Below are 18,589 nucleotides of genomic sequence, written 5' to 3'. Positions count from 1 at the left end.
AGAGGCGCAGGTTCGAGAGGCGCAGGTTCGAGAGGCGCAGGTTCGAGAGGCGCAGGTTCGAGAGGCGCAGGTTCGAGGTCGACGTCGGGGGCGGCGGGTTTGACAGGTGCGGGTTTGAGAGGTGCAGGTTTGAGAGGTGCAGGTTCGAGGGGAGCGTCGGAGGCGGCGGGCTTGAGAGCCGCGGGCTCAAGGGCGGGGGCGGGGGCGGCGGGGGTGAGAGGTGCGGGGTCCGAGGTCGCGTCAGGGGCGGCGGGTTCGAGAGGTGCGGGGGCGACGGCGGCGGGGCGGGGCGACCGGCGGGCCCGAGGAAGAGTTGTTGACTTGCGGAATACTTGCTGCGCAAGTACCGTTGCAGTAGGCGTCAACAGCACCGCTCAACCATCCGGAGGCGTCACATGCCCGCGATCACCGTCGAGAACGTTCTTGCGCTGCCCCGCGTCGGCGCGCCCGACCCGACCGTCGCGCGGCCGCGGCCGGTCGTGTCCGTGACGACGGCGCCCAAGGGGTACGAAGGCGAAGGGTTCCCCGTGCGGCGCGCGTTCGCCGGGGTCGACCTCCGCGCGCTCGACCCCTTCATCCACCACGTACATCATCGACGGCGAGTTCGTGCACCAGGACTCCAACGGCGGCGGTGGCGTGATCACCAACGGTGACACGCAGTGGATGACCGCCGGCAGCGGGATCCTCCACATCGAGACGCCGCCGGAGCACCTCGTCGTCAGCGGCGGGCTGTTCCACGGCTTCCAGCTGTGGGTGAACCTCCCGCGCGACAACAAGTTCGCCGCTCCGCGGTACCAGGACATCCGGGGCGGGCAGGTGGCACTCCTCACGTCGCCGGACGGCGGGTCGCTCCTGCGGGTCATCGCCGGCGAGCTCGACGGGCACGCCGGGCCCGGCGTCACCTACACGCCGATCACCCTGATCCACGCGACGATCTCACCCGGCGCGTCGCTGACGCTGCCGTGGCGGAAGGACTTCAACGCGCTGGCGTACACGCTGGCCGGCAGCGGCACCGTGGGCACCAAGGGGCGGCCGGTCGAGCTGGGCCAGCTGGCCGTGTTCGGCGATGGCGACTCGATCACCGTCACCGCCGACGCGAAGCAGGACCCGCGGCACCCGACGATGGACGTGCTGTTCCTCGGCGGTCAGCCGATCCGCGAGCCGGTCGTGGCGTATGGTCCGTTCGTCATGAACACCAAGGCCGAGGTCATGCAGGCGTTCGAGGACTACCAGGCCGGCCGGCTCGGCAGCATCCCCGCGGCGCACGCTGACGTGCGGGGAGAGGCGTCCTGAGTGGACTTCAACGTCGTCGACAACGCCGACCAGCACCGCTATGAGATCCACGTCGACGGCGCCCTGGCGGGTGCGGCCTACTACCGGCTGCACCCGGAGGAGGGCGCGCCGACGCGGGTCGTCTTCACCCACACCGAGGTGGAGAAGGAGTTCGAGGGCAAGGGCATCGGCAGCAAGCTCGCGGCCGGCGCCCTCACCCTCGCGAACGATGCCGGGCTGAAGATCGTCGCCCAGTGCCCGTTCATCGTCGCGTACCTCAAGAAGCACCCGGAGTTGGCAAACTAGGCAGGCCGATCGGGTTCGGGTGGCGCAGCAGCCGCGACGCCCGGACCGCGATCGGATACAGCAGTTCGGCGCACCGGTTGGTGGCGTCGGGACCGAGCGCCTCCCACGGGCCGGCGGCCAGCCGATCGGTGATCGTTTCGATCCGGGTGTACCCCTGGTGCGCCGCCGCGGTCGCCTTGCCGTCCCCGTCGGCCCAGCCGCGCGACCGCAGCCGGTCGAGGGCCGCGTCCCACTCCTCGTCGGTCCAGCCCCGGGCCGGCTGGTAGAAGTCGCGCCCGTCGCCGTCGCGCAGGGCGACCCGCCAGACGTTCGACTCGCAGCCGCCGACGCCCTCGACGAGCAGGGCCGCGACGTGCCCGTCGCCGCGGTGCTCGCGCAGGATCGTCGCCGCGTGCCACAGCACGTCGAGCGGGTCCTCGGGCCAGGGCAGCGCGGCGTTGGCGGCGCCGAGCACGCGGCCGGTGACGTCGACCGACTCGGCGGCGCGGCGCAGGAGGGTCGCCGCCTCACCCACGTCAAGACCGTCGAGTGCCTTGTCGAGCGTGCGGCGCGAGCCGACCCGGCGGGCCTCCAGGGCGGCCTCGGGGGTGATGCGGGTCCAGACGTCGGGCAGCGCCCGGGCGACCATGCGCGGGGCGAACCCGTAGTAGGCGGCGATGACCGGGCCGGCGCCGACCGGGCCGAGCGGGGCGGACCGTCCGGCGAAGTAGCCCCGCCAGAACCCGCGCAGGCCCGCCTCCTCGAAGGCGCCGAGCGCGTCGTTCGCGAAGTAGGTGACGGCGTGCACGGGTTCGAACAGCGACCACATGCGGCGCTCGGGTGACAGATCCGTCATGGACCTGACGATAGGAGCGGGGGCTCCAGGAGTACACCTGGAGCCCCCGCCTTGTGAGGAACTTGTTAGAGCCCCGGGTACGCGTTCGCCATCAGCTCACGGAACTGAGCGCCGAACCACTGCCCGGAGATCGGCGCGTTGGGCAGCGCGCCGGTCGCGCTGTTGCCGTTGCGCTCGTTGCCGGTGTACGTCGGGTCGCACATCCGGTCGAAGCCCTTGCCCTCGTTGTTCGGGATCAGCGAGCTGGAGCCGTCGGATTCGCCCGGAGGCTTGATCCAGACGTAGGCGTCGATGCCCGGCTGCGGGGTCGCCCGCGGCCGCTCGCCCAGGCCGGCGCCGCTCTGGTTGCACCAGTTGCCGGCGTGGATGCGCCGGTCGACGCGGGACTGGTTCACGAACGTGTTCACGTCGGTCGACGTGCTCGCGGCGGTGGGCCGGGCGGAGCCGCCCCAGCCGTTGCGGGACGTGTCGATCAGCATGCCGATGTTCGAGTTGAAGCCGAGCGAGACCAGCTTGTTGCGGAAGGCCTGCGCGAACGTCAGCTCGTCGACGTAGAAGTTCCAGTCCACCCACTTCGACTGCCGCACCGACTGGCCGTTCACCGTGGTGTTGACGGTGAAGTACGGCTCGGACAGCGCCGAGTAGTTGGCCGTGTTGGTGATGAAGCCGTCGACGCTGGCGAAGCCGGCCGTGGTGCCCCGGACGGTGGACGCGAAGAGCTCCGCCGACGGGTTGAAGTTGGTGTCCCAGCCCAGCCAGCCGTGGTGGCCGGCGTCGATGTAGGTGTACACGTTGCCGATCGCGTGCAGCTTGTTCAGCGCATACTGGACGCCCTGGACGTAGGCGCCCGTCGACTGGGCCTCCTGGCAGGCCGCGACGTTCAGGTTGGTCACCAGGTTCGGCAGCGAGTCGATCTCGATGATCGTCACGATGCGCAGGCTGGCGTACTTCGGGTCGCTCAGGATCGCGGCGATCGGGTCGATGTACTCGGTCTTGTAGCGGTTGAGGCCGTCCTGCGCGATCTTGAGCTCACCGTTCGACGCGAGCGCCGAGCAGTCGCGGTTCGGCAGGTTGTAGACCACGAACTGGATCGTCAGCGGGCCGCTGCCGGCCGCCGCCTGGGTGAGCGCGGCGTCGAGGTGCGCCCGCACGCCCTTGGCGCTGCCGGAGCCCGCGATCGCGGCGATCCGGTCGATCCACACGCCGGTCGAGACGCCGGCGACGGCGGCGCCGCCCTCGGCGCTGGCCTTCGCAGCCCATTCGTCGTTGACGTAGCCGCGGGCGCCCGCGTACGGGTTGTCGACGTGGCCGGGGGTCGTGCCGCCGCCCGTGACCGTGATGGCCGCCGCGGCGCTCGTCGTCGTGTTGCCGGAGTTGTCGGTCGCCCGGGCGGTCAGCGTGTAGCTGCCGGCCGCGACGTTCGACCACGTGTATGCGTAGGGCGCCGTCGTGTCGGTGCCCAGCAGCGTGCTGCCGTTGTAGAAGTCGACCTTCGTGACGGTGCCGTCGCTGTCCGACGCGGTCGCGGTGAGGTTCACCGTCGCCGGGGCGGCGTAGGACGAGCCGTTCGTCGGGCCGGTCAGCGTCACCGTGGGCGCGCCGTTCCCGCCGCCGTTGGTGACCGTGATCGGGACGATGCTGCTGCTCGTGGTGAGGCCGCCGTTGTCGTACGCGCGGGCGGTGATGCTGTAGCTGCCCGCCGCGACGCCGGTCCACGAGTACGAGTACGGCGCGCTCGTGTCGGTGCCCAGCAGGGTGGTGCCCTGGTAGAACTCGACCTTGGTGATCGTGCCGTCGGCGTCGGCCGCGTTGGCCGCGATGTTGACGGTGGCCGGCGCGGTGAACGAGGCGTTCGCCGCGGGGCTGGTCACGCTGACCGTCGGGGCCTGGTTGGTCGGCGAGGTGCCGCCGTCGCAGGCGACGCCGTTGAGCTTGAAGGCCGTCGGCACCGGGTTGCCGGCGCCCCACGCCCCGTTGAAGCCGAACTGCACCTTGCCGCCGGTGGGCACGGTGCCGTTGTAGCTCTCGTTCCTGGCGTCGACGTGGGTGCCGGTCTGCGTCGGGACGGCCTGCCACATCTGCTGGATCTTCTGGCCGGCGTCGCCGAAGTCCCAGCCGAGCGTCCAGCTGGTCAGCGGGTCACCCAGGTTGGTGAACTCGACGTTCGCGCCGAAGCCGCCGGGCCACGAGCTGCTGATCGTGTACTTCGCGCTGCATCCGGCGGCGGCGAACGCCGGACTTGTGACGGCAATGGCGCCGCCTGTTGCCGCTAACGCGGCGATCGAGACGATGGCGAGTTTCCGCCTCATCGATGTGCTCCTCAAATCGACGGGAGTTCGGGCGTTCTGGCCCGGTCACCCTGCGCAGCGGCGCGGTGCAGCGTCAACGAATGCCGTCCCCGGCAGGCCTCTCACCTCGTAAGGTGCGGTCAGGGCACGTGAAACTTACGGTGTGGCGTCGCTCACACAAGTGGTGTACGGAACCGTTTCGTACCGCTCGGATCGCGAGCTAGGTTTCGAGACGGAACGGTTCCGTACACCTTCCCCGAGGGGGGTCCGATGGTCGCCACCGCGCCGAAGCAGGACCGCCGCGTCGCGATCTGCGAGGCGGTGTTCGAGCTGCTCGGCGAGGTCGGGTATGACCGGATGTCGATGGACGCCGTGGCCGCGCGGGCCCGCGCGAGCAAGGCGACCATCTACCGGGGCTGGCCCAACAAGCCGGAGCTGGTCATGGACGCGATCGAGCACCGGTATGGCGGGTCGATGGAGCCGCCGGACACCGGGACGCTGCGCGGCGACCTGCACGCCCTGGTCTCCACGGCGTGCCGGCTGGCGGACGGGGCGGACGGGGCCGTGCTCACGGGCCTGCTGACGGCGGCCACGCACAACGCGGAGCTGTCACAGGTCATGCACCGCTGCGTCTACGAGACGAAGCATGAGCTCTACGAAACGATGATCAAGCGTGCGGTCGAGCGGGGTGAGCTGCCCGAGGGCAGCCGGTCCGAGCTGTTGCACGAGGTGTTGCACGCCATGGTGATGAGCCGGCGGCTGTGGCAAACCGGCTCCATGGACGAGGAGTTCGCTACGCGTCTCGTCGACGGGGTGCTGCTGCCCGTGCTGCGGCAGGGTTGCTGACCGGTTCGTTCGCTCATTTCTGTCGTACCTCGTCCGTAGAGTGCGGGCGCGGGTGGGTACTTCCTGGCTTTTCGGAGGCTTCAAGCATGTCGAACGAGACTGTCCTCTCGCCGGACATATCGGTTAAATCCTCATCGGTTCCGCCTGATCCACGTCGCTGGCTGGCGCTCGGAGTCATCGCGATCGCGCAGCTCATGGTCGTGCTCGACGCGACGATCGTGAACATCGCGCTGCCCTCGGCGCAGCAGGCGCTCGACATCTCCACCGCCGACCGGCAGTGGATCGTCACGGCCTACACGCTCACCTTCGGCGGGTTCCTGCTGTTCGGTGGTCGGATCGCCGACTTCTTCGGGCGCCGGCGGACCTTCCTCGTCGGCCTGCTCGGCTTCGCCGCGGCCTCGGCGCTCGGCGGCGCGGCGGTCAACGCGGAGACGCTCTACGCCGCCCGCGCGCTGCAGGGCCTCTTCGGCGCGCTGCTCGCGCCGGCCGCGCTGTCGCTCATCACGGTCACGTTCACCGAGGCCAAGGAGCGGGCGAAGGCGTTCGGCGTCTTCGGCGGCATCTCCGGCGGTGGCGCCGCGATCGGCCTGCTCGCCGGCGGTCTGCTGACCGAGTATGCGAACTGGCGCTGGTGCCTGCTGGTGAACATCCCGGTCGCGATCATCGCCTTCCTGGCGGCGCTGCCGGTCGTGAAGGAGAGCAAGGCGTCGGGCGACACCCGCTACGACGTTCCCGGCGCGATCCTGGCCACGGCGGGGCAGGTCGCCCTGGTGTATGGCTTCACGAAGGCCGCCACCGACGGCTGGAGCTCGGGCGTGACGATCGGCTGGCTGGCCGGCGCGGTCGCGCTGCTCGGCGCGTTCCTGTTCTGGGAGTCGCGGACCAAGCACCCGCTGCTGCCGCTGCGCGTGCTGTTCGACCGCAACCGCGGCGCGTCGTATCTGGTCTCGATCCTGCTCGGCGCCGGCATGCTCGGCATGTTCCTGTTCATGACGTTCTACCTGCAGCAGACGATGGGCTACTCGGCCCTGAAGAGCGGCGTCGCCTACCTGCCGTTCTCCGGCGGCATCGTGGCCGCGGCGATCGTGGCCTCGCGGCTGCTGCCGCGGGTCGGCCCGAAGGTGCTGATGGCGACCGGTGCCCTGCTGGCCACGGCCTCGATGGTGTGGCTGACGCAGCTGGACCTCGACTCGTCGTATGCGGTGCACATCCTGCCGTCGTTCGTCGCGATGAGCTTCGGCATGGGCCTGGTGTTCGTCCCGCTGAGCAGCGTGGCCCTGTCGGGCATCGCCAACCACGACGCGGGCGTGGCCAGCGCGATGGTCAACACGACCCAGCAGGTCGGCGGCTCCCTGGGCACGGCCCTGCTGAACACCATCTTCACGACGGCCGTGACGGGCTACCTGACCGACCACGGCGCGGCCCCGCTCCAGCAGGCGCAGGCGGCCATCCACGGCTACAACGTGGCCTTCACGGCGAGCGCCATCCTGCTGGCCGTGGCCGCCCTGGTCGTGGTCGTGATGATCCGCAACACGAAGTCGGACGCCTCGACCCAGGAGAACGCTCCGGTCATCGTCCACTGACCGTCTGACGGTGCACGCCGGCCGAGCATGATCGCGGACTTTTGCGGGTCGTATTCGACACGGAAACGTCCGCGATCATGCACCGGGTCGGGGAAGCTTCACACCCTGATGAACTTCACGGCGTCGGCCCTGGCACAGCCGGTGCCGGAGCTGGTCAGCCGCACCGCGCCCGCGGTGCCTTGCGTGAATGCGTACGTGCCCAGGCTGACCCACGCCGACGGTGTTGTGGTGCCGTTGACCACCGTTGTCGTGGTGCCCGCCGAATGCGTCACCGCCAGCGTCGCCTGGGGGTCGCTGTTCGTCGCCGCCACCCGGTAGTAGTAGACCTGGTAGGTTCCCGCCGCGCGCAGGTTCGGGCGCCACGTTGCCGTGTTGCCCGGCCCGCCGCAGGTTGCGTAGCGGGTCGGGCTCGCCACCGTCCAACCCGTCAGGGTCGAGTCCAGCCAGGTGCCCGACTCGGCGTAGCCGTAGGCCGCTGGGCCGTCGTTGTCGACGTAGTAGTCCTTCTGCCAGTACTTCACGTAGTCGAACTGGACCGTGGCCGGGAGCTTCGTGTCGTCGGGGACCGTGCCGTAGGCGATGCTGGTCAGCCAGATGTTCGTGTAGTCGTGGGTCCAGTCCGTCGGGACGTACGGGGCCGTGTACATCAACGTGCCGTCCACGTAGAACCGTACCGACGTCTCCTGCCAGTCCAGGCCGTACACGTGCCAGGCGCGCGAGTCGATGGTCGAGCTGGTGTACGTGGTGCCGTAGGACCTGCCCGCTGAGACGCCGTTGCCCTTCCAGGTCAGGACGCCGTGGTGGATTCTCGTCGGGCTGATCGAGTCGATCTCGAAGCCGTCGATCTCGGTGCGCTGGGACGCCGGGAACGTTGTCGAGCCGTCGCCGGACATGATCCAGAACGAGCTGTGCCAGCCCGCCCCGTCGTTCAGGCGGGCTCGGGTTTCGTAGTAGCCGTAGCGCAGGGACTGTTTCGACACGACGCCGCCGCCCGTGTAGGACTTCCCGCCGTACGACTCCTTCTTCAGCGCGATGTTCAGCGTTCCGCCGCTCACCGAGACGTTCTCGGGGCGTTGGGTGCTGTAGGCCTTGCTGTCGGTGCGGTAGTTCCAGCGTGACGTGTCCAATGTGGAGCCGTTGAAGTCGTCCGTGAAGACCGGCGTCCAGCCGGTGCCCGCCGGGTCGGCCGCGGCGGGGGCGGCCGGCGCGGCGACCAGGCCGGCGGCTACCAGGAGCAGAACAGCGAGGCGGCGCATCAGTTCCTCCCGTAGGACAGGCGAAGGTTGGTGAGGTCGACCAGGTACAGGACGTCGAAGGTCATCCATCGCGCAGCACCTCCAGCAGCTCGGCCAGGCCGCCGGGGCGGGTGACGGCGCCGCCGACGCCGAGCGCGGCCGCGCCCGCGTCGAGGTAGGCGCGGGCGTTGTGCGCGCCGACCCCGCCCGTGGCCACGAACCGCGCCTCCGGGAACGGGCCGCGCATCTCGCGCAGCCAGCCGGGGCCGAGCGAGCCGGCCGGGAACGCCTTGAGCCAGGCGCAGCCGGCCGTCAGCGCGTGGTGGACGTCGGTCGCCGTGGCCACGCCCGGCAGGTGCGGCAGGCCGGCGTCGTGGCTGGCCCGGGCCACCTCGGCGGCGAACCCGGGCGCGACGGTGAACACCGCCCCCGCCTCGGCCGCGACCGTGACCTGCTCGGGCGTGCGCACGGTGCCGGCGCCGACGGGGTGGCCGTGGCCGGCCAGCTCGCGCAGCACCTCGACCGCCTCAGCCGTCTGGACGGGCACCTCGACGACGCCGAGGCCGCTGTCCCACACCGCCCGGGCCAGCTCCAGGGCGCGCGCGACGGGAACGCCGCGCAGGATCGCCACGAGGGGCCGGCCGGACAGCAGGTCGTCGAAAGAGGTCACAGTCGCTCGATCCAGAACTGGACCGACGTCGGCGGCAGCGTGAGGCTGAGCACCGGGCCGGCCTTGTCGGTCAGGTTGGTGTTGCGGGCCGTGGGCGTGAACTGCTGGCCCTGGAACGCGCGGGTGGAGCCGGTGTCCACGGTGTACGTCACCGTGGACGTGCTCCGGTTGGTGAACGCGAAGACGAGCTTGCCCTGCGGGGTCTTCCAGGCCATGATCCGCTGCTCGGTCCGGACCGTGCCCTCGTCGACGTGGTAGCGCACCGAGTTCCACGGGAGGTACCGCACGAACCCGTAGATGCCGTTGAAGTTGCGCGGGTTGTAGTCCCAGTGACCCTTGGCGATGTTCGGGTACTTCGTGAAGTCGTCATCGTCGTACGGACGCCAGAAGCCGAGCGAGTAGCCCGACGCCTCCGAGTTGTAGGTCGGCTTGAGCGCATGCAGCCAGAACCAGGTCGGCGAGTTCTGGAACGTCATCCAGTTCATGATCGACTGGGCGGTGTTCACCATCTTCCAGTCGCTGGTCGGCACCTGGTACTCGAACTCGTTGCTGAACACCGGCTTGCCGGCCGCGTCGCTGGTGTAGTTGTTCTGCAGCTGGTCGTTGCTGTCGCTGCCGATCCGGTGGAACGACCAGCCGTCCACCTGGGACAGCGCGGCGGCGTCGCCGCGGATGAGGGCGCCGCCACGGCCGCGCTGGCCGTTCTCGGCGTCGGCGTGGATGAAGATGCCGGGGAACTCGGCGCGGACCTTCGGCGCGATCGCCTTGAAGGCCTTGTAGTACTGGTCGTTGCTGTACGTGCAGCAGGAGTACGCGACGCCGCCGATGCTCGGCTCGTTCTGGAGGCTGAACATCGTCACCGGCACCCCGTTGTCGCGCAGGTGCACCAGGTCGCGCACGATCGCGTCGCCGAACTGGTCGAGCCAGCCGGGGTCGGTGGAGGCGATCGTGCCGCCGATGTAGCTGCCGTTGGACTTCCAGCCGGGGGCCGGCGACCAGTACTCGGCCGAGACGCCCTCGATGCCGGACTGCGCGATCAGCTCGGCCAGCTCGGCGAGCTGGGTCGGCCAGCGGCCCACGATCTGCTTCTGGGCGCTGTCGAGGCCGCGCAGGTAGAGGCCGAGCGCGAGGCGGAGATAGCGGAAGCCGCGGTCCTCGCGGATCTTCAAGAGGTCACGGTACATCCGGGTCCGCTCGGCGGCGACGAGGTCGTGCGGGACGGACGTGGTGGCGGCCGGGAGGCCGTTGTTGCCGGAGCCGATCGAGTCGGACTGGATCTCGACGCCGAGGCCGAGGATCGTCTGCCGGGGCTGGTCGTGGCGGATGACGTAGTCGGCGGCGGCCGCCGCGAAGGCGGGGCGGGCGGTCACGCCGGCCAGTGCGGTGGCGGCGGTGGCGGCGAGCGCGGTTCGGCGGGTGAGGGGCATCTAGGACTCCTCTGGTCGGGCCTCCGTGAGCGGCGGGAGGCCGAGGCGGGCGCGCGGCCCGGGTCGGAGCAGGGCCGCGGGCTGGACGGCGGAGGCGCCGCCGTCCAGGACGATCTCGGTGCCGGTGAGCAGGGCGGCCGCGGGCGAGACAGCGAACGCAACGGCGGCCGCGACGTCCGCGGGCTCGCCGGTGCGCTGGGTCTCGGCCAGGCGAGCCAGGTCGTCCGGGTCGGTCGCGCGGGTCAGGGTGTCGGGGGTGCGGACCCAGCCGGGGCTGATCGTTACGGCGCGGACGCCGCGACGGCCGTATTCGACGGCGAGTTGGCGGGTGAACGCGGCCAGGCCGGCCTTGGCCGCGGCGTAGGCGGGGTAGCCGGGCTGAAACGCATGCCCGTGGACGGAGCCGATGGTCACGATGACGCCACGGCCCTCCCGCAGCATGCCGGGCAGCACCGCCCGCGCGCAGAGGAACGCGGACGTGAGGTTGCTGTCGAGGACCGCGCGCCAGTCCTCCAGCGAAGCTGCATGGGCGGGTGCGCCGGCCGTGACGCCGGCGCAGTGGACCAGGGCGGCGACGGGGCCGAGGGCGCCGAAGACCGCGGCGACCGCGGCCTCGTCGGTCAGGTCCGCCTCCGCCCGGTCGACGCCCACCACCGAGAAGCCGTCACCGCGCAGGCGGGCGGCGACGGCCGAGCCGATGCCGCCCGCCGCGCCCGTCACCACCGCGAGGTCAGGCACGGAACACCTCGTAGTGGGCGATCAGGTCCTCGTCGAGCGTGATGCCGAGGCCCGGCTCCTCGGGCACGACGAGCGCACCGTCCACGAGGGACGGACGGGGCGCCAGGTCGTCGCGCAGCGGGTTGGGCAGCCGGTTGTACTCGTAGACGGGCACGTTGGGGGTGGCCGCCGCGAACTGCAGCGCCGCGGCCAGGCCGACGGCGGAGCCGACGCCGTGCGGCGAGACGTCGACGTGGAACGCGGAGCACAGCGCCGCGATCCGGCGGGCCTCGGTGATGCCGCCGGCGCGGGCCAGGTTCGGCATGACGACGTCGGCCGCGCGGGCCAGCAGGAAGTCGCGGTAGCGGTACCGGATGAACTCGCTCTCGCCGGTGACCACCGGGATCCGCACGGCCGCGCGGACCTCGGCGAGCCCGGCGACGTCGTCGGTGGCGAGGGGCTCCTCGAGCCAGCGCACGCCGAGGGCCTCCAGCGCGTGGCCGAGGCGGATCGCGGTCTTCACGTCGTACGCGCAGTTGAGGTCGACGTGCAGGGCGGCGCGGCCCGCGAGGGCGTCGGCCACCGCGGCGGCGTGCGCGAGGTCGGTCGCCTCGCCGCGGCCGAGCTTGAGCTTCACCGCCCGGAATCCGTCGCCGACGAAGGCCAGCGCCCGCTCGGCCGACTCCTCGACCGTGGGCAGGAACGGCACCGGCGAGGCGTAGACCGGCACCGAGGAGCGGACCGGGCCGCCGAGCAGCCGGTGGACCGGCAGCCCGGCGGCCTTGCCGCGCAGGTCCCACAGCGCGAGGTCGACCCCGCTGATCGCCTCCAGGTAGAACCCGCCGGTGCGCCCGGCGCCCGCCTGCGCGCCGAACATGAGCTCCCACAACGCCTCCGACGCGCCGGCGTCCCGCCCGACCAGCATCGGCGCGAGCAGGTGGCCCACGATGGTCGCGGTCACCCGCGGCTCGGGCAGGCCGTAGGCCTCGCCGACGCCCTCCAGGCCGTCGACCGTCCGGATCCGCACGAGGGTGGTGTACTGCCCCAGGCGCGGCAGCACGCGATGGCTGGACGCCGGGGTGAGGAGCCAGTCCGGCACCTCGTCGTACATTCGCTCGAACGGGGCCGCGAGCGCGACGGCTTCGACGGAGGCGATCGTGAGCTTCACTTGATCCCTTACTTGATCAGCGCGTTCATCCGGTCGCGGGCGGAGTTCAGCGCGTCCTTCGGCGTCTTCTTGCCGATGAGGATCGACTGGACCTCCTCGGCCAGCACCTTCTCCATCTGGGAGAACTGCGGGTAGATCCAGAACGGGCTGGCGCTGGAGTTGGCGCCGATCTGCGCGGTGAAGTCGGTGGCGAACTTGTCGTTCTTCACCGCGGAGTCGGCGAGGCCGGCGTTGGTGGTCGGCGGCAGCCCGGTCTTGGTGAACCAGTCGATCGTGTACGCCCGGTCGGTGGTGACGGTCTTGGCGAAGTTCGCCGCGGCGGCCGCGCCGGCGCCGTTCACGACCGCGATGACCTGGCCCCAGGCGAGGTGCCGCGGCTTGTCGCCGGCGTTCTTCACCGGGCGGGCGACCGGGACCATCTTCGCGCCGAGGTCCTTGTCTGGCGAGGACTTGGTGACCGTCGCCTTGCCGCCGATCGCGTCCTCGTAGAAGGCGGTCTTGCCCTGGGACATGAGCGCGCGGGCGTCGACCCGGTTGACGTCGGGGGCGATGAGCTTCTGGTCGTAGAGCTTCTTGTACCAGGTGAGGGCCTCGACGCTGCCGTCGTCGCCGATGACGATCCTGCCGTCCTGCACGATCGGGGAGCCGAACTCCCACATCCACGGGATGATGTCCTTGAGCTGGTCGACCTTGGTCATGCCGGCCCACGGGACGACCCCGCCGCCGAGGCCCTTGACCGCCGTGAGCGCCGCCTCGAACTCGGCGACCGTCTTCGGTGCCGCGGTCACGCCGGCCCTGGTCAGCAGCTCCTGGTTGCTGATGAGGCCGATGCCGGCGAACGTCCAGGGCAGGCCGTACTGCGCGCCGCCGGACTGGCCGAGCGAGAGCGCGGCCGGCGCGTAGTCCAGGCCGGTGGCGACGCTCTTGAGGTCGAGGAGCTTGCCGGTGGCGGCGAGGGTGGCCAGCCAGGCGACGTCGAGCTGGACGGCGCCGGTGAGCTGGCCGCCCTGCACCTGGAGGAGCAGCTGGTTGAGGTAGTCGTTGTACGGGTACGACGGTGTGGTGATCTTGACGCCGGCGTTGGCCGATGTGTACTTCGCGATGGCGTCGGTCATCGGCTGCTTGGTGACCGCCTCGTTGTACGACCACGAGGTCAGCGGGAACTCCTTGACCCCGTCGTCCTTGAGGCCTTCGGTGCCGGCGGGGGTCGGGGCGCTGGTGGACGGGGCGCACGCGGCGAGGGTGCTGAGGCCGAACAGGCCCAGCGCAGATCGGCGGGTCAAACGCACGTTCATTGGGGGCTCCAAACCAAAGGCGGGGGTGTTCAGCCCTTCACGGCGCCGGCGGTGAGGCCGGCGACCAGGTAGCGCTGCAGGACGGTGAAGCCGATGACGACGGGCAGCGACACGACCAGCGACGCGGCCATGAGCTCGGGCCAGGCCGTCTCGAACTCACCGAGGTAGGTGTTGACGAGCCCGGGCGGCAGCGTCTGCTTGTCCGGGCCGGCGAGGGTCAGGGCGAAGATGAAGTCGTTCCAGCCGCGGATGAAGGCGAACAGCCCGGTCGCGACCAGGCCCGGCAGCGAGACCGGGAGCAGGATGCGGTGGATGATGGCGCCCTGCCCGGCACCGTCCACCTTGGCCGCCTCGATGAGCTCGTCGGGGATCGTATCGAAGAAGCCCTTGAGCATCCAGACGCACAGCGGCAGCGTGAACGTGGTGAAGGACAGGATCAGCGCGAGGTACGAGTTGAGCAGGCCGACCTGGCTGAAGACCAGGTAGAGCGTGATGAGCAGCAGCGCCTGCGGGAACATCTGCGAGGCGAGCACGAGGTACATCAGGGAGCGGCGGCCGCGGTAGCGGAACTTCGCGAACGAGTAGCCGGTGTACGCGCTCACGATGACGGTGAGCACGGCGGTGATGAGCGAGACGACGAGCGAGTTCACGAGGTACCGCAACAGGCGGGGGTTCTCGAAGATGCTGCCGAAGTGCTCGAACGTGATCCGGTCGGGGATGAAGTGGGGCGGGAACCGGAACACGTCGTGCGTCGGGGTCAGCGCGGTGACGAGCACCCAGTAGACCGGCCCGAAGGCGAAGATCCCGATGATGGCGACGACCGTCGCGGCACCCAGGGTCCGCGGGCGGCGCGGCTTGCGCGTGGGGGCCGGCGAGCCGGCCGGCACGGTCGAGGGCCGGGCGAGCTCCTGCACGGTCATGCCGTCTTCTCCCCTCGCTCCGACACCCGGACGTAGACCACGACCAGGACGAGGATCAGGACCAGCCACAGCGCGCCGAGGGCGCTCGCGTTGCCCAGGTCGAACGCCTTGAAGGCCGTGTCGTAGACGGCCACCGCGAACGTGGTCGTCGAGCCGGCCGGGCCGCCGTTGGTGAGCACGTAGATCATGTCGAAGTGCTGGACGTTCCAGATGACCTCCAGCAGCACGACGATGCCGAGGATCCCGCGCAGGTGCGGCAGCGTGACGTGCCAGAACCGCTTGACCGCGCCCGCGCCGTCCAGCGCGGCGGCCTCGTGCAGCGTCGCCGGCACCGTCTGGAGCCCGGCCAGCAGCATCACCATGATCCACGGGAAGCTGGCCCAGCTCTTGGCCACGATGATCGCGGCCATCGCGGTCGTCGGGTCGCCGAGCCAGGTGATCGGCTCGGCGACGATGTGCAGCTGGACGAGCAGGCCGTTGAGCAGGCCGTAGTTGGCGTTGAAGATCCACAGCCAGACGAACGAGACGACCACGCCGGGGATCACCCAGGGCATCAGGAACAGGCCGCGCAGGACCGCCCGGCCGCGGAGCTTCGTGTTGAGGGCCAGCGCGAGCGCGAAGCCGACGACGACCGGCACCACCGTCGAGCCGACGGTGAAGACCACCGTGTGCTGCAGGACCGGCCAGAAGTTGCGGTCGAGCACCGCCGTGAAGTTGTCGAGGCCGACGAACGAGCGGCCGGGCAGGACCAGGCTCTGCCGGAAGAGGCTGGTCGACAGGGCGCCGACGAGCGGGTAAAGCACCACCGCGCCGAGCAGCGCCAGGGCCGGGAGCGTCAGCAGGAAGCCGAACGTGCGGTCGCTGAGACCTTTGTTCATGTGCGCACCTCAGTCGTCGTCCAGGTCGATGAGGGAAGGGTCGAGCGTCGCGCGCAGCTCGACGCCCAGCTGCCACTCGACGTGGTCGCGGGCGGCGCGCTCGGCGCGGTCGGCGTCGCGGCGGCGCAGCGCGTCGAGGATGGCGGAGTGCTCGGTGATGACCTGGCCCCAGGCCGGCTCGACGCGGACGCCGACGCGGTAGTGCTGCACGCGCAGCAGGGTCAGGTCGGTGAGCTCGCGCAGCGTCGCGTAGTGCGTGGCGTCGGCGATGCCGGCGTGGAAGCGCCGGTTGAGCGCGGAGAGCTCGCGGTGGTCGCCGGTGGTGAACCGCTGCCGCATCTGCTCGTGCAGCTCCTGCAGGTCGGCCAGCTCGGCGTCGCTGACGCTCGTGGCGGCCACGCGGGCGGCGAGGCCCTCCAGGGCGCCGCGGGCGAGGTAGACGCCGCGCATCTCGCGCAGCGACAGCGGGGCGACCTGCGCGCCCGCGTGCGGGTTGGGCTGCACGACGAGGCCCTGGCTGGTCAGCCGCTGCACGGCCTCGCGCAGCGGGATCTTGCTGATGCCGAGCTCGCGGGAGAGCGCGTCGATGTTCACCCGCTCGCCCGGGCGCAGCTCCCCGCTGAGGATGGCGTCCCGGAGCCGCTCGTAGACGAGGTCGGCCTTGGTCTGGAAGCCCGCGAGCGCCATGTGGGTCCCTCCGCTTCGGCGATCGTATACTATCGACCGTGTGCGAAGGAGTGTGCCACTTGGGTGGCCGGTTCGGCAAGCCGTCATCTGACCTGCTCCATGGGCACGTGGTGGGCCGGGCCGACGTAGCCGAGCCCGATGCTGATCGAGTCGCAGGCCTCGATGACCGCCCGCGACAGCTCGGCTTCCCTTCTCTGCAAGTCGATTGCGGAGAGCGGGCCGGAGACCGACAGCGCGGCGACCACGCCGCCCGAGGAGTCGCGGATCGGGGCGGCCACGCAGGCCCGGCCGAGCGCCAGCTCCTCCAGCTCGCAGCCGTAGCCGCGGGTCACCGTCCGCTCGATCTCGGCGTCGAGGTCGGCGTGGGTGGTGATGGTCCGCGGGGTGTAGGAGACCAGCCGGTCGGCCGGCAGCAGGGCCCGCCGCTCGGCCGCGGTCAGGCCGGTGAGCAGCGACTTGCCCAGGCCGGTGGCGTGCAGCGGATTGCGCTGGCCGGCCAGCACGAACGCCCGCGGCGCCTGCCGGCCCTCGAAGTTGAGCAGGTAGAACAGGCTGGCGTCGCGGCGGACCGCGACGTTGACGCCGAGCCCGAGCTCGGCCGCCAGGTTCTGGGCGATCTGGCGGGCCTCGCGGTGCACCGGGTGGCTGTTGAGGACCGCGCCGCCGAGGCTCACCGTGTCGAGCCCCAGCCGGTAGAGCCCGCTCACCGGGTCGCGGTCCACGAAGCCCGCGGCCTCGAGGGTTGCCAGCAGCCGCGACGCGGTGGAGAGTCCGAGGTCGGCGAGCTTCGCGACGTCGGACACGCGCAGCTCGGCGCGGCCGGCGGTGAACACCCGCAGGACCGTCAGCGCCCGCTCGACGCTCTGGTTGCTTCCGGCATCCGAAGCCATCGGAACCCTCTCTGGAAGTTGCTTGCGTGATACGGCAAGATATCCCGCATGTTGCAAGCGGTCAACCGCCCAGCGGAGGTCACCTTGTGAAGATCGTTGATGTCAGCACCCACCCGCTGAAGCTGCGCGGCGACGACGTCTACCTGGGCGCGGCCACGCGGGCCCCCGTCGAGGCCGACTACTACGTGCGGCCACCCTGGCGCAGCCTCTACTCCGACCGCTTCGAGACCCTGATCGTGCGGCTGGCCTGCGACGACGGCACCGTCGGCTGGGGCGAGTGCCTGGCCCCGGTCGGCCCGGAGATCGCCCAGGCGGTCGTCGACCGGCTGCTCGCCCCGGTCCTGCTGGGCGCCGACCCGCGCGGGGTCCGGCCGCTCTGGTCACGGCTCACCGGGCTCATGCGGGAGCGCGGCCACCTGGTCGGGCACCAGGCCGACGCGCTGGCCGCGGTCGACATCGCGCTGTGGGACCTGGCCGGCAAGGCGGCCGGCCTGCCGGTCCACGCCCTGCTCGGGGGCGCGTTCCGGGAGTCGGTGCCGACGTACGTCTCCGGCCTGCCGGTGCCGACCGACGCCGAACGGGCCGCACTCGCGCGCAACTGGCTTGCACAGGGTGCAAGTGCGGTGAAGCTCCACCTCGGGCACGGCGTCGCGCAGGACCTCGCGACCTACGACGCGGTCGCCGCCACGGGCATCCGGGTCGCCGTCGACGCCCACTGGGCGTACGACCTGGCCGACGCCCTGCGCCTCGGCCGGGCGCTCGACGAGCGCGGCGCCTGGTTCTACGAGGCGCCGCTGGTGCCGGAGGACGTCGAGGGCCACCGCGAGCTGGCCGCCGCGCTCGTCACCCCGGTCGCGGTCGGCGAGACGCTGCGCAACCGCTACGAGTTCCGGCACTGGCTGCAGGCCCGCGCGCTCGACCTGGCCCAGCCCGACGTCGGCCGGACCGGCATCACCGAGGCGATGGCGATCGCCGAGGTCGCCGCCGCCCACCACGTGCCGGTCGCCCCGCACCACTCGGTCGGCCTCGGCGTCGTGCTCGCCGCGGGCCTGCACGTGGCCGCCGCCGTCGAGGCCATGCCCGCCTTCGAGTTCCAGCCGGGCCCGTTCCCGGTCGCCAACCGCATCCTGGCCCGGCCGCTCCCCGGCGGCCCGGGCTCGTTCCCCGTCCCGACGGCGCCGGGCCTCGGCGTCGATGTCCTGCTGGAGGACCTGTGAGCCGCTCCACCGACGTGCGCGGGCTGATCCCCGTGCTCGCCACCCCGTTCCACCCCGACGGTTCGCTCGACCTGGAGAGCCTGCGGCGGCTGGTGGCGTTCTCGGTCGCGTCCGGCGCGGACGGCCTCGCGGTGTTCGGCTTCGCGAGCGAGGGTTTCACGCTCACCGCCGCCGAGCGCGCCGCCATCCTCGGCGTGGTGTGCGCCGAGGCCGGCCCCGACCTGCCGATCGTCGCCGGCGTCTCGGCGACCGGCACCGGCGACGCGGTGGACCAGTCGCTCGCCGCGCAGGCGGCGGGCGCGAGCGTCGGCATGGTCATCCCGCCGTTCATGGTGAAGCCGTCGCCGGCCCAGAT

At 71.2% G+C, this 18,589-nt stretch carries 17 protein-coding genes and 2 pseudogenes; 6 read left to right on the top strand and 13 right to left on the bottom strand.

Annotated features, from left to right (window positions below; translation table 11 throughout):
* Positions 1 to 395: 395 nt before the first annotated feature.
* Together IEZ31_RS07005 and IEZ31_RS07000 are read left to right on the top strand one after the other, a co-directional pair.
* A pseudogene (locus IEZ31_RS07005) lies at positions 396 to 1,293 on the top strand (pirin family protein).
* Positions 1,294 to 1,578, top strand: a complete 285-nt coding sequence (locus IEZ31_RS07000; protein ID WP_190248906.1) for a GNAT family N-acetyltransferase — start codon at positions 1,294 to 1,296, stop codon at positions 1,576 to 1,578.
* Here IEZ31_RS07000 and IEZ31_RS06995 read toward each other — a convergent pair.
* From IEZ31_RS06995 to IEZ31_RS59995, 3 genes and pseudogenes are all read right to left on the bottom strand, one after another.
* Positions 1,550 to 2,413 (bottom strand): SCO6745 family protein, encoded by an 864-nt coding sequence (locus IEZ31_RS06995; protein ID WP_190248905.1) that lies wholly within the window; start codon positions 2,411 to 2,413, stop codon positions 1,550 to 1,552. The two genes, IEZ31_RS07000 and IEZ31_RS06995, sit on opposite strands and share 29 nt — an antisense overlap.
* Before the next feature lie 65 nt (positions 2,414 to 2,478).
* On the bottom strand, positions 2,479 to 4,098 hold the full coding sequence (locus tag IEZ31_RS56145; protein ID WP_444542468.1) for a glycoside hydrolase family 6 protein: 1,620 nt from the start codon (positions 4,096 to 4,098) through the stop codon (positions 2,479 to 2,481).
* 3 nt (positions 4,099 to 4,101) lie between these two features.
* A pseudogene (locus IEZ31_RS59995) lies at positions 4,102 to 4,722 on the bottom strand (cellulose binding domain-containing protein); the annotation flags it as partial.
* 249 nt (positions 4,723 to 4,971) lie between these two features.
* Between IEZ31_RS59995 and IEZ31_RS06985 the strand changes: the two are divergent.
* Positions 4,972 to 5,547, top strand: coding sequence for a TetR/AcrR family transcriptional regulator (locus IEZ31_RS06985; protein ID WP_190248903.1), 576 nt, complete (start codon positions 4,972 to 4,974; stop codon positions 5,545 to 5,547).
* 86 nt (positions 5,548 to 5,633) lie between these two features.
* The gene (locus tag IEZ31_RS06980) at positions 5,634 to 7,130 is read left to right on the top strand and encodes an MFS transporter (RefSeq protein ID WP_190248902.1); all 1,497 of its coding nucleotides are present in this window, start codon (positions 5,634 to 5,636) and stop codon (positions 7,128 to 7,130) included.
* A gap of 98 nt (positions 7,131 to 7,228) precedes the next feature.
* Here the strand turns inward: IEZ31_RS06980 and IEZ31_RS06975 are convergent, their stop codons facing one another.
* The 10 genes from IEZ31_RS06975 to IEZ31_RS06930 form a co-directional block, all read right to left on the bottom strand.
* A complete protein-coding gene (locus IEZ31_RS06975) occupies positions 7,229 to 8,386 on the bottom strand; it encodes a glycoside hydrolase family 16 protein (RefSeq protein ID WP_190248901.1) in 1,158 nt (385 codons plus the stop codon).
* A gap of 61 nt (positions 8,387 to 8,447) precedes the next feature.
* Complete coding sequence (locus IEZ31_RS06970; RefSeq protein WP_190248900.1) at positions 8,448 to 9,035, bottom strand: bifunctional 4-hydroxy-2-oxoglutarate aldolase/2-dehydro-3-deoxy-phosphogluconate aldolase; 588 nt, start codon at positions 9,033 to 9,035, stop codon at positions 8,448 to 8,450.
* Positions 9,032 to 10,462: a glycoside hydrolase gene (locus IEZ31_RS06965; protein WP_190248899.1), complete on the bottom strand. Its 1,431-nt coding sequence runs from the start codon at positions 10,460 to 10,462 to the stop codon at positions 9,032 to 9,034. The genes IEZ31_RS06970 and IEZ31_RS06965 overlap by 4 nt, the downstream gene beginning before the upstream one ends.
* Positions 10,463 to 11,200 carry an SDR family NAD(P)-dependent oxidoreductase gene (locus IEZ31_RS06960; protein WP_190248898.1) on the bottom strand — a complete coding sequence of 246 codons (738 nt, stop codon included), beginning with the start codon at positions 11,198 to 11,200 and terminating at the stop codon, positions 10,463 to 10,465.
* The gene (locus IEZ31_RS06955) at positions 11,193 to 12,347 is read right to left on the bottom strand and encodes a mandelate racemase/muconate lactonizing enzyme family protein (protein ID WP_190248897.1); all 1,155 of its coding nucleotides are present in this window, start codon (positions 12,345 to 12,347) and stop codon (positions 11,193 to 11,195) included. Before IEZ31_RS06955 ends, IEZ31_RS06960 begins: the two co-directional genes overlap by 8 nt.
* A gap of 8 nt (positions 12,348 to 12,355) precedes the next feature.
* Positions 12,356 to 13,642, bottom strand: coding sequence for an ABC transporter substrate-binding protein (locus tag IEZ31_RS06950; RefSeq protein WP_229834353.1), 1,287 nt, complete (start codon positions 13,640 to 13,642; stop codon positions 12,356 to 12,358).
* A 29-nt stretch (positions 13,643 to 13,671) separates the two neighbouring features.
* Complete coding sequence (locus IEZ31_RS06945) at positions 13,672 to 14,562, bottom strand: carbohydrate ABC transporter permease (RefSeq protein ID WP_190248896.1); 891 nt, start codon at positions 14,560 to 14,562, stop codon at positions 13,672 to 13,674.
* Entirely contained in the window at positions 14,559 to 15,440 is an 882-nt protein-coding gene (locus IEZ31_RS06940) for a carbohydrate ABC transporter permease (RefSeq protein WP_190248895.1), read from the bottom strand. Before IEZ31_RS06940 ends, IEZ31_RS06945 begins: the two co-directional genes overlap by 4 nt.
* 9 nt (positions 15,441 to 15,449) lie before the next feature.
* A complete protein-coding gene (locus IEZ31_RS06935; RefSeq protein ID WP_190248894.1) occupies positions 15,450 to 16,127 on the bottom strand; it encodes a GntR family transcriptional regulator in 678 nt (225 codons plus the stop codon).
* 83 nt (positions 16,128 to 16,210) lie between these two features.
* The gene (locus IEZ31_RS06930; protein ID WP_190248893.1) at positions 16,211 to 17,017 is read right to left on the bottom strand and encodes an IclR family transcriptional regulator; all 807 of its coding nucleotides are present in this window, start codon (positions 17,015 to 17,017) and stop codon (positions 16,211 to 16,213) included.
* Positions 17,018 to 17,103: 86 nt separating this feature from the next.
* Here IEZ31_RS06930 and IEZ31_RS06925 point away from each other — a divergent pair, with 86 nt between their 5' ends.
* Positions 17,104 to 18,234: a mandelate racemase/muconate lactonizing enzyme family protein gene (locus IEZ31_RS06925; protein ID WP_190248892.1), complete on the top strand. Its 1,131-nt coding sequence runs from the start codon at positions 17,104 to 17,106 to the stop codon at positions 18,232 to 18,234.
* The coding region (locus tag IEZ31_RS06920; RefSeq protein ID WP_190248891.1) for a dihydrodipicolinate synthase family protein at positions 18,231 to 18,589 on the top strand (359 nt) is incomplete at its 3' end. The genes IEZ31_RS06925 and IEZ31_RS06920, both read left to right, overlap by 4 nt.

The sequence above is a fragment of the Dactylosporangium sucinum genome, from assembly GCF_014647515.1.
In the GTDB taxonomy this organism is placed as follows: domain Bacteria; phylum Actinomycetota; class Actinomycetes; order Mycobacteriales; family Micromonosporaceae; genus Dactylosporangium; species Dactylosporangium sucinum.
Note: the sequence above shows the minus strand (reverse complement) of the source record. Positions and strands in the feature narration are given on the sequence as shown.

Bases quoted from the DNA above. Each gene is read 5' to 3' on its own strand.
- IEZ31_RS06995 (WP_190248905.1), bottom strand. From the start codon at position 2,413: ATGACGGATCTGTCACCCGAGCGCCGCATGTGGTCGCTGTTCGAACCC.
- IEZ31_RS06930 (WP_190248893.1), bottom strand. From the start codon at position 17,017: ATGGCTTCGGATGCCGGAAGCAACCAGAGCGTCGAGCGGGCGCTGACG.
- IEZ31_RS06975 (WP_190248901.1), bottom strand. From the start codon at position 8,386: ATGCGCCGCCTCGCTGTTCTGCTCCTGGTAGCCGCCGGCCTGGTCGCC.
- IEZ31_RS06980 (WP_190248902.1), top strand. From the start codon at position 5,634: ATGTCGAACGAGACTGTCCTCTCGCCGGACATATCGGTTAAATCCTCA.
- IEZ31_RS06945 (WP_190248896.1), bottom strand. From the start codon at position 14,562: ATGACCGTGCAGGAGCTCGCCCGGCCCTCGACCGTGCCGGCCGGCTCG.
- IEZ31_RS06950 (WP_229834353.1), bottom strand. From the start codon at position 13,642: ATGAACGTGCGTTTGACCCGCCGATCTGCGCTGGGCCTGTTCGGCCTC.
- IEZ31_RS06965 (WP_190248899.1), bottom strand. From the start codon at position 10,462: ATGCCCCTCACCCGCCGAACCGCGCTCGCCGCCACCGCCGCCACCGCA.
- IEZ31_RS06935 (WP_190248894.1), bottom strand. From the start codon at position 16,127: ATGGCGCTCGCGGGCTTCCAGACCAAGGCCGACCTCGTCTACGAGCGG.
- IEZ31_RS06985 (WP_190248903.1), top strand. From the start codon at position 4,972: ATGGTCGCCACCGCGCCGAAGCAGGACCGCCGCGTCGCGATCTGCGAG.
- IEZ31_RS06940 (WP_190248895.1), bottom strand. From the start codon at position 15,440: ATGAACAAAGGTCTCAGCGACCGCACGTTCGGCTTCCTGCTGACGCTC.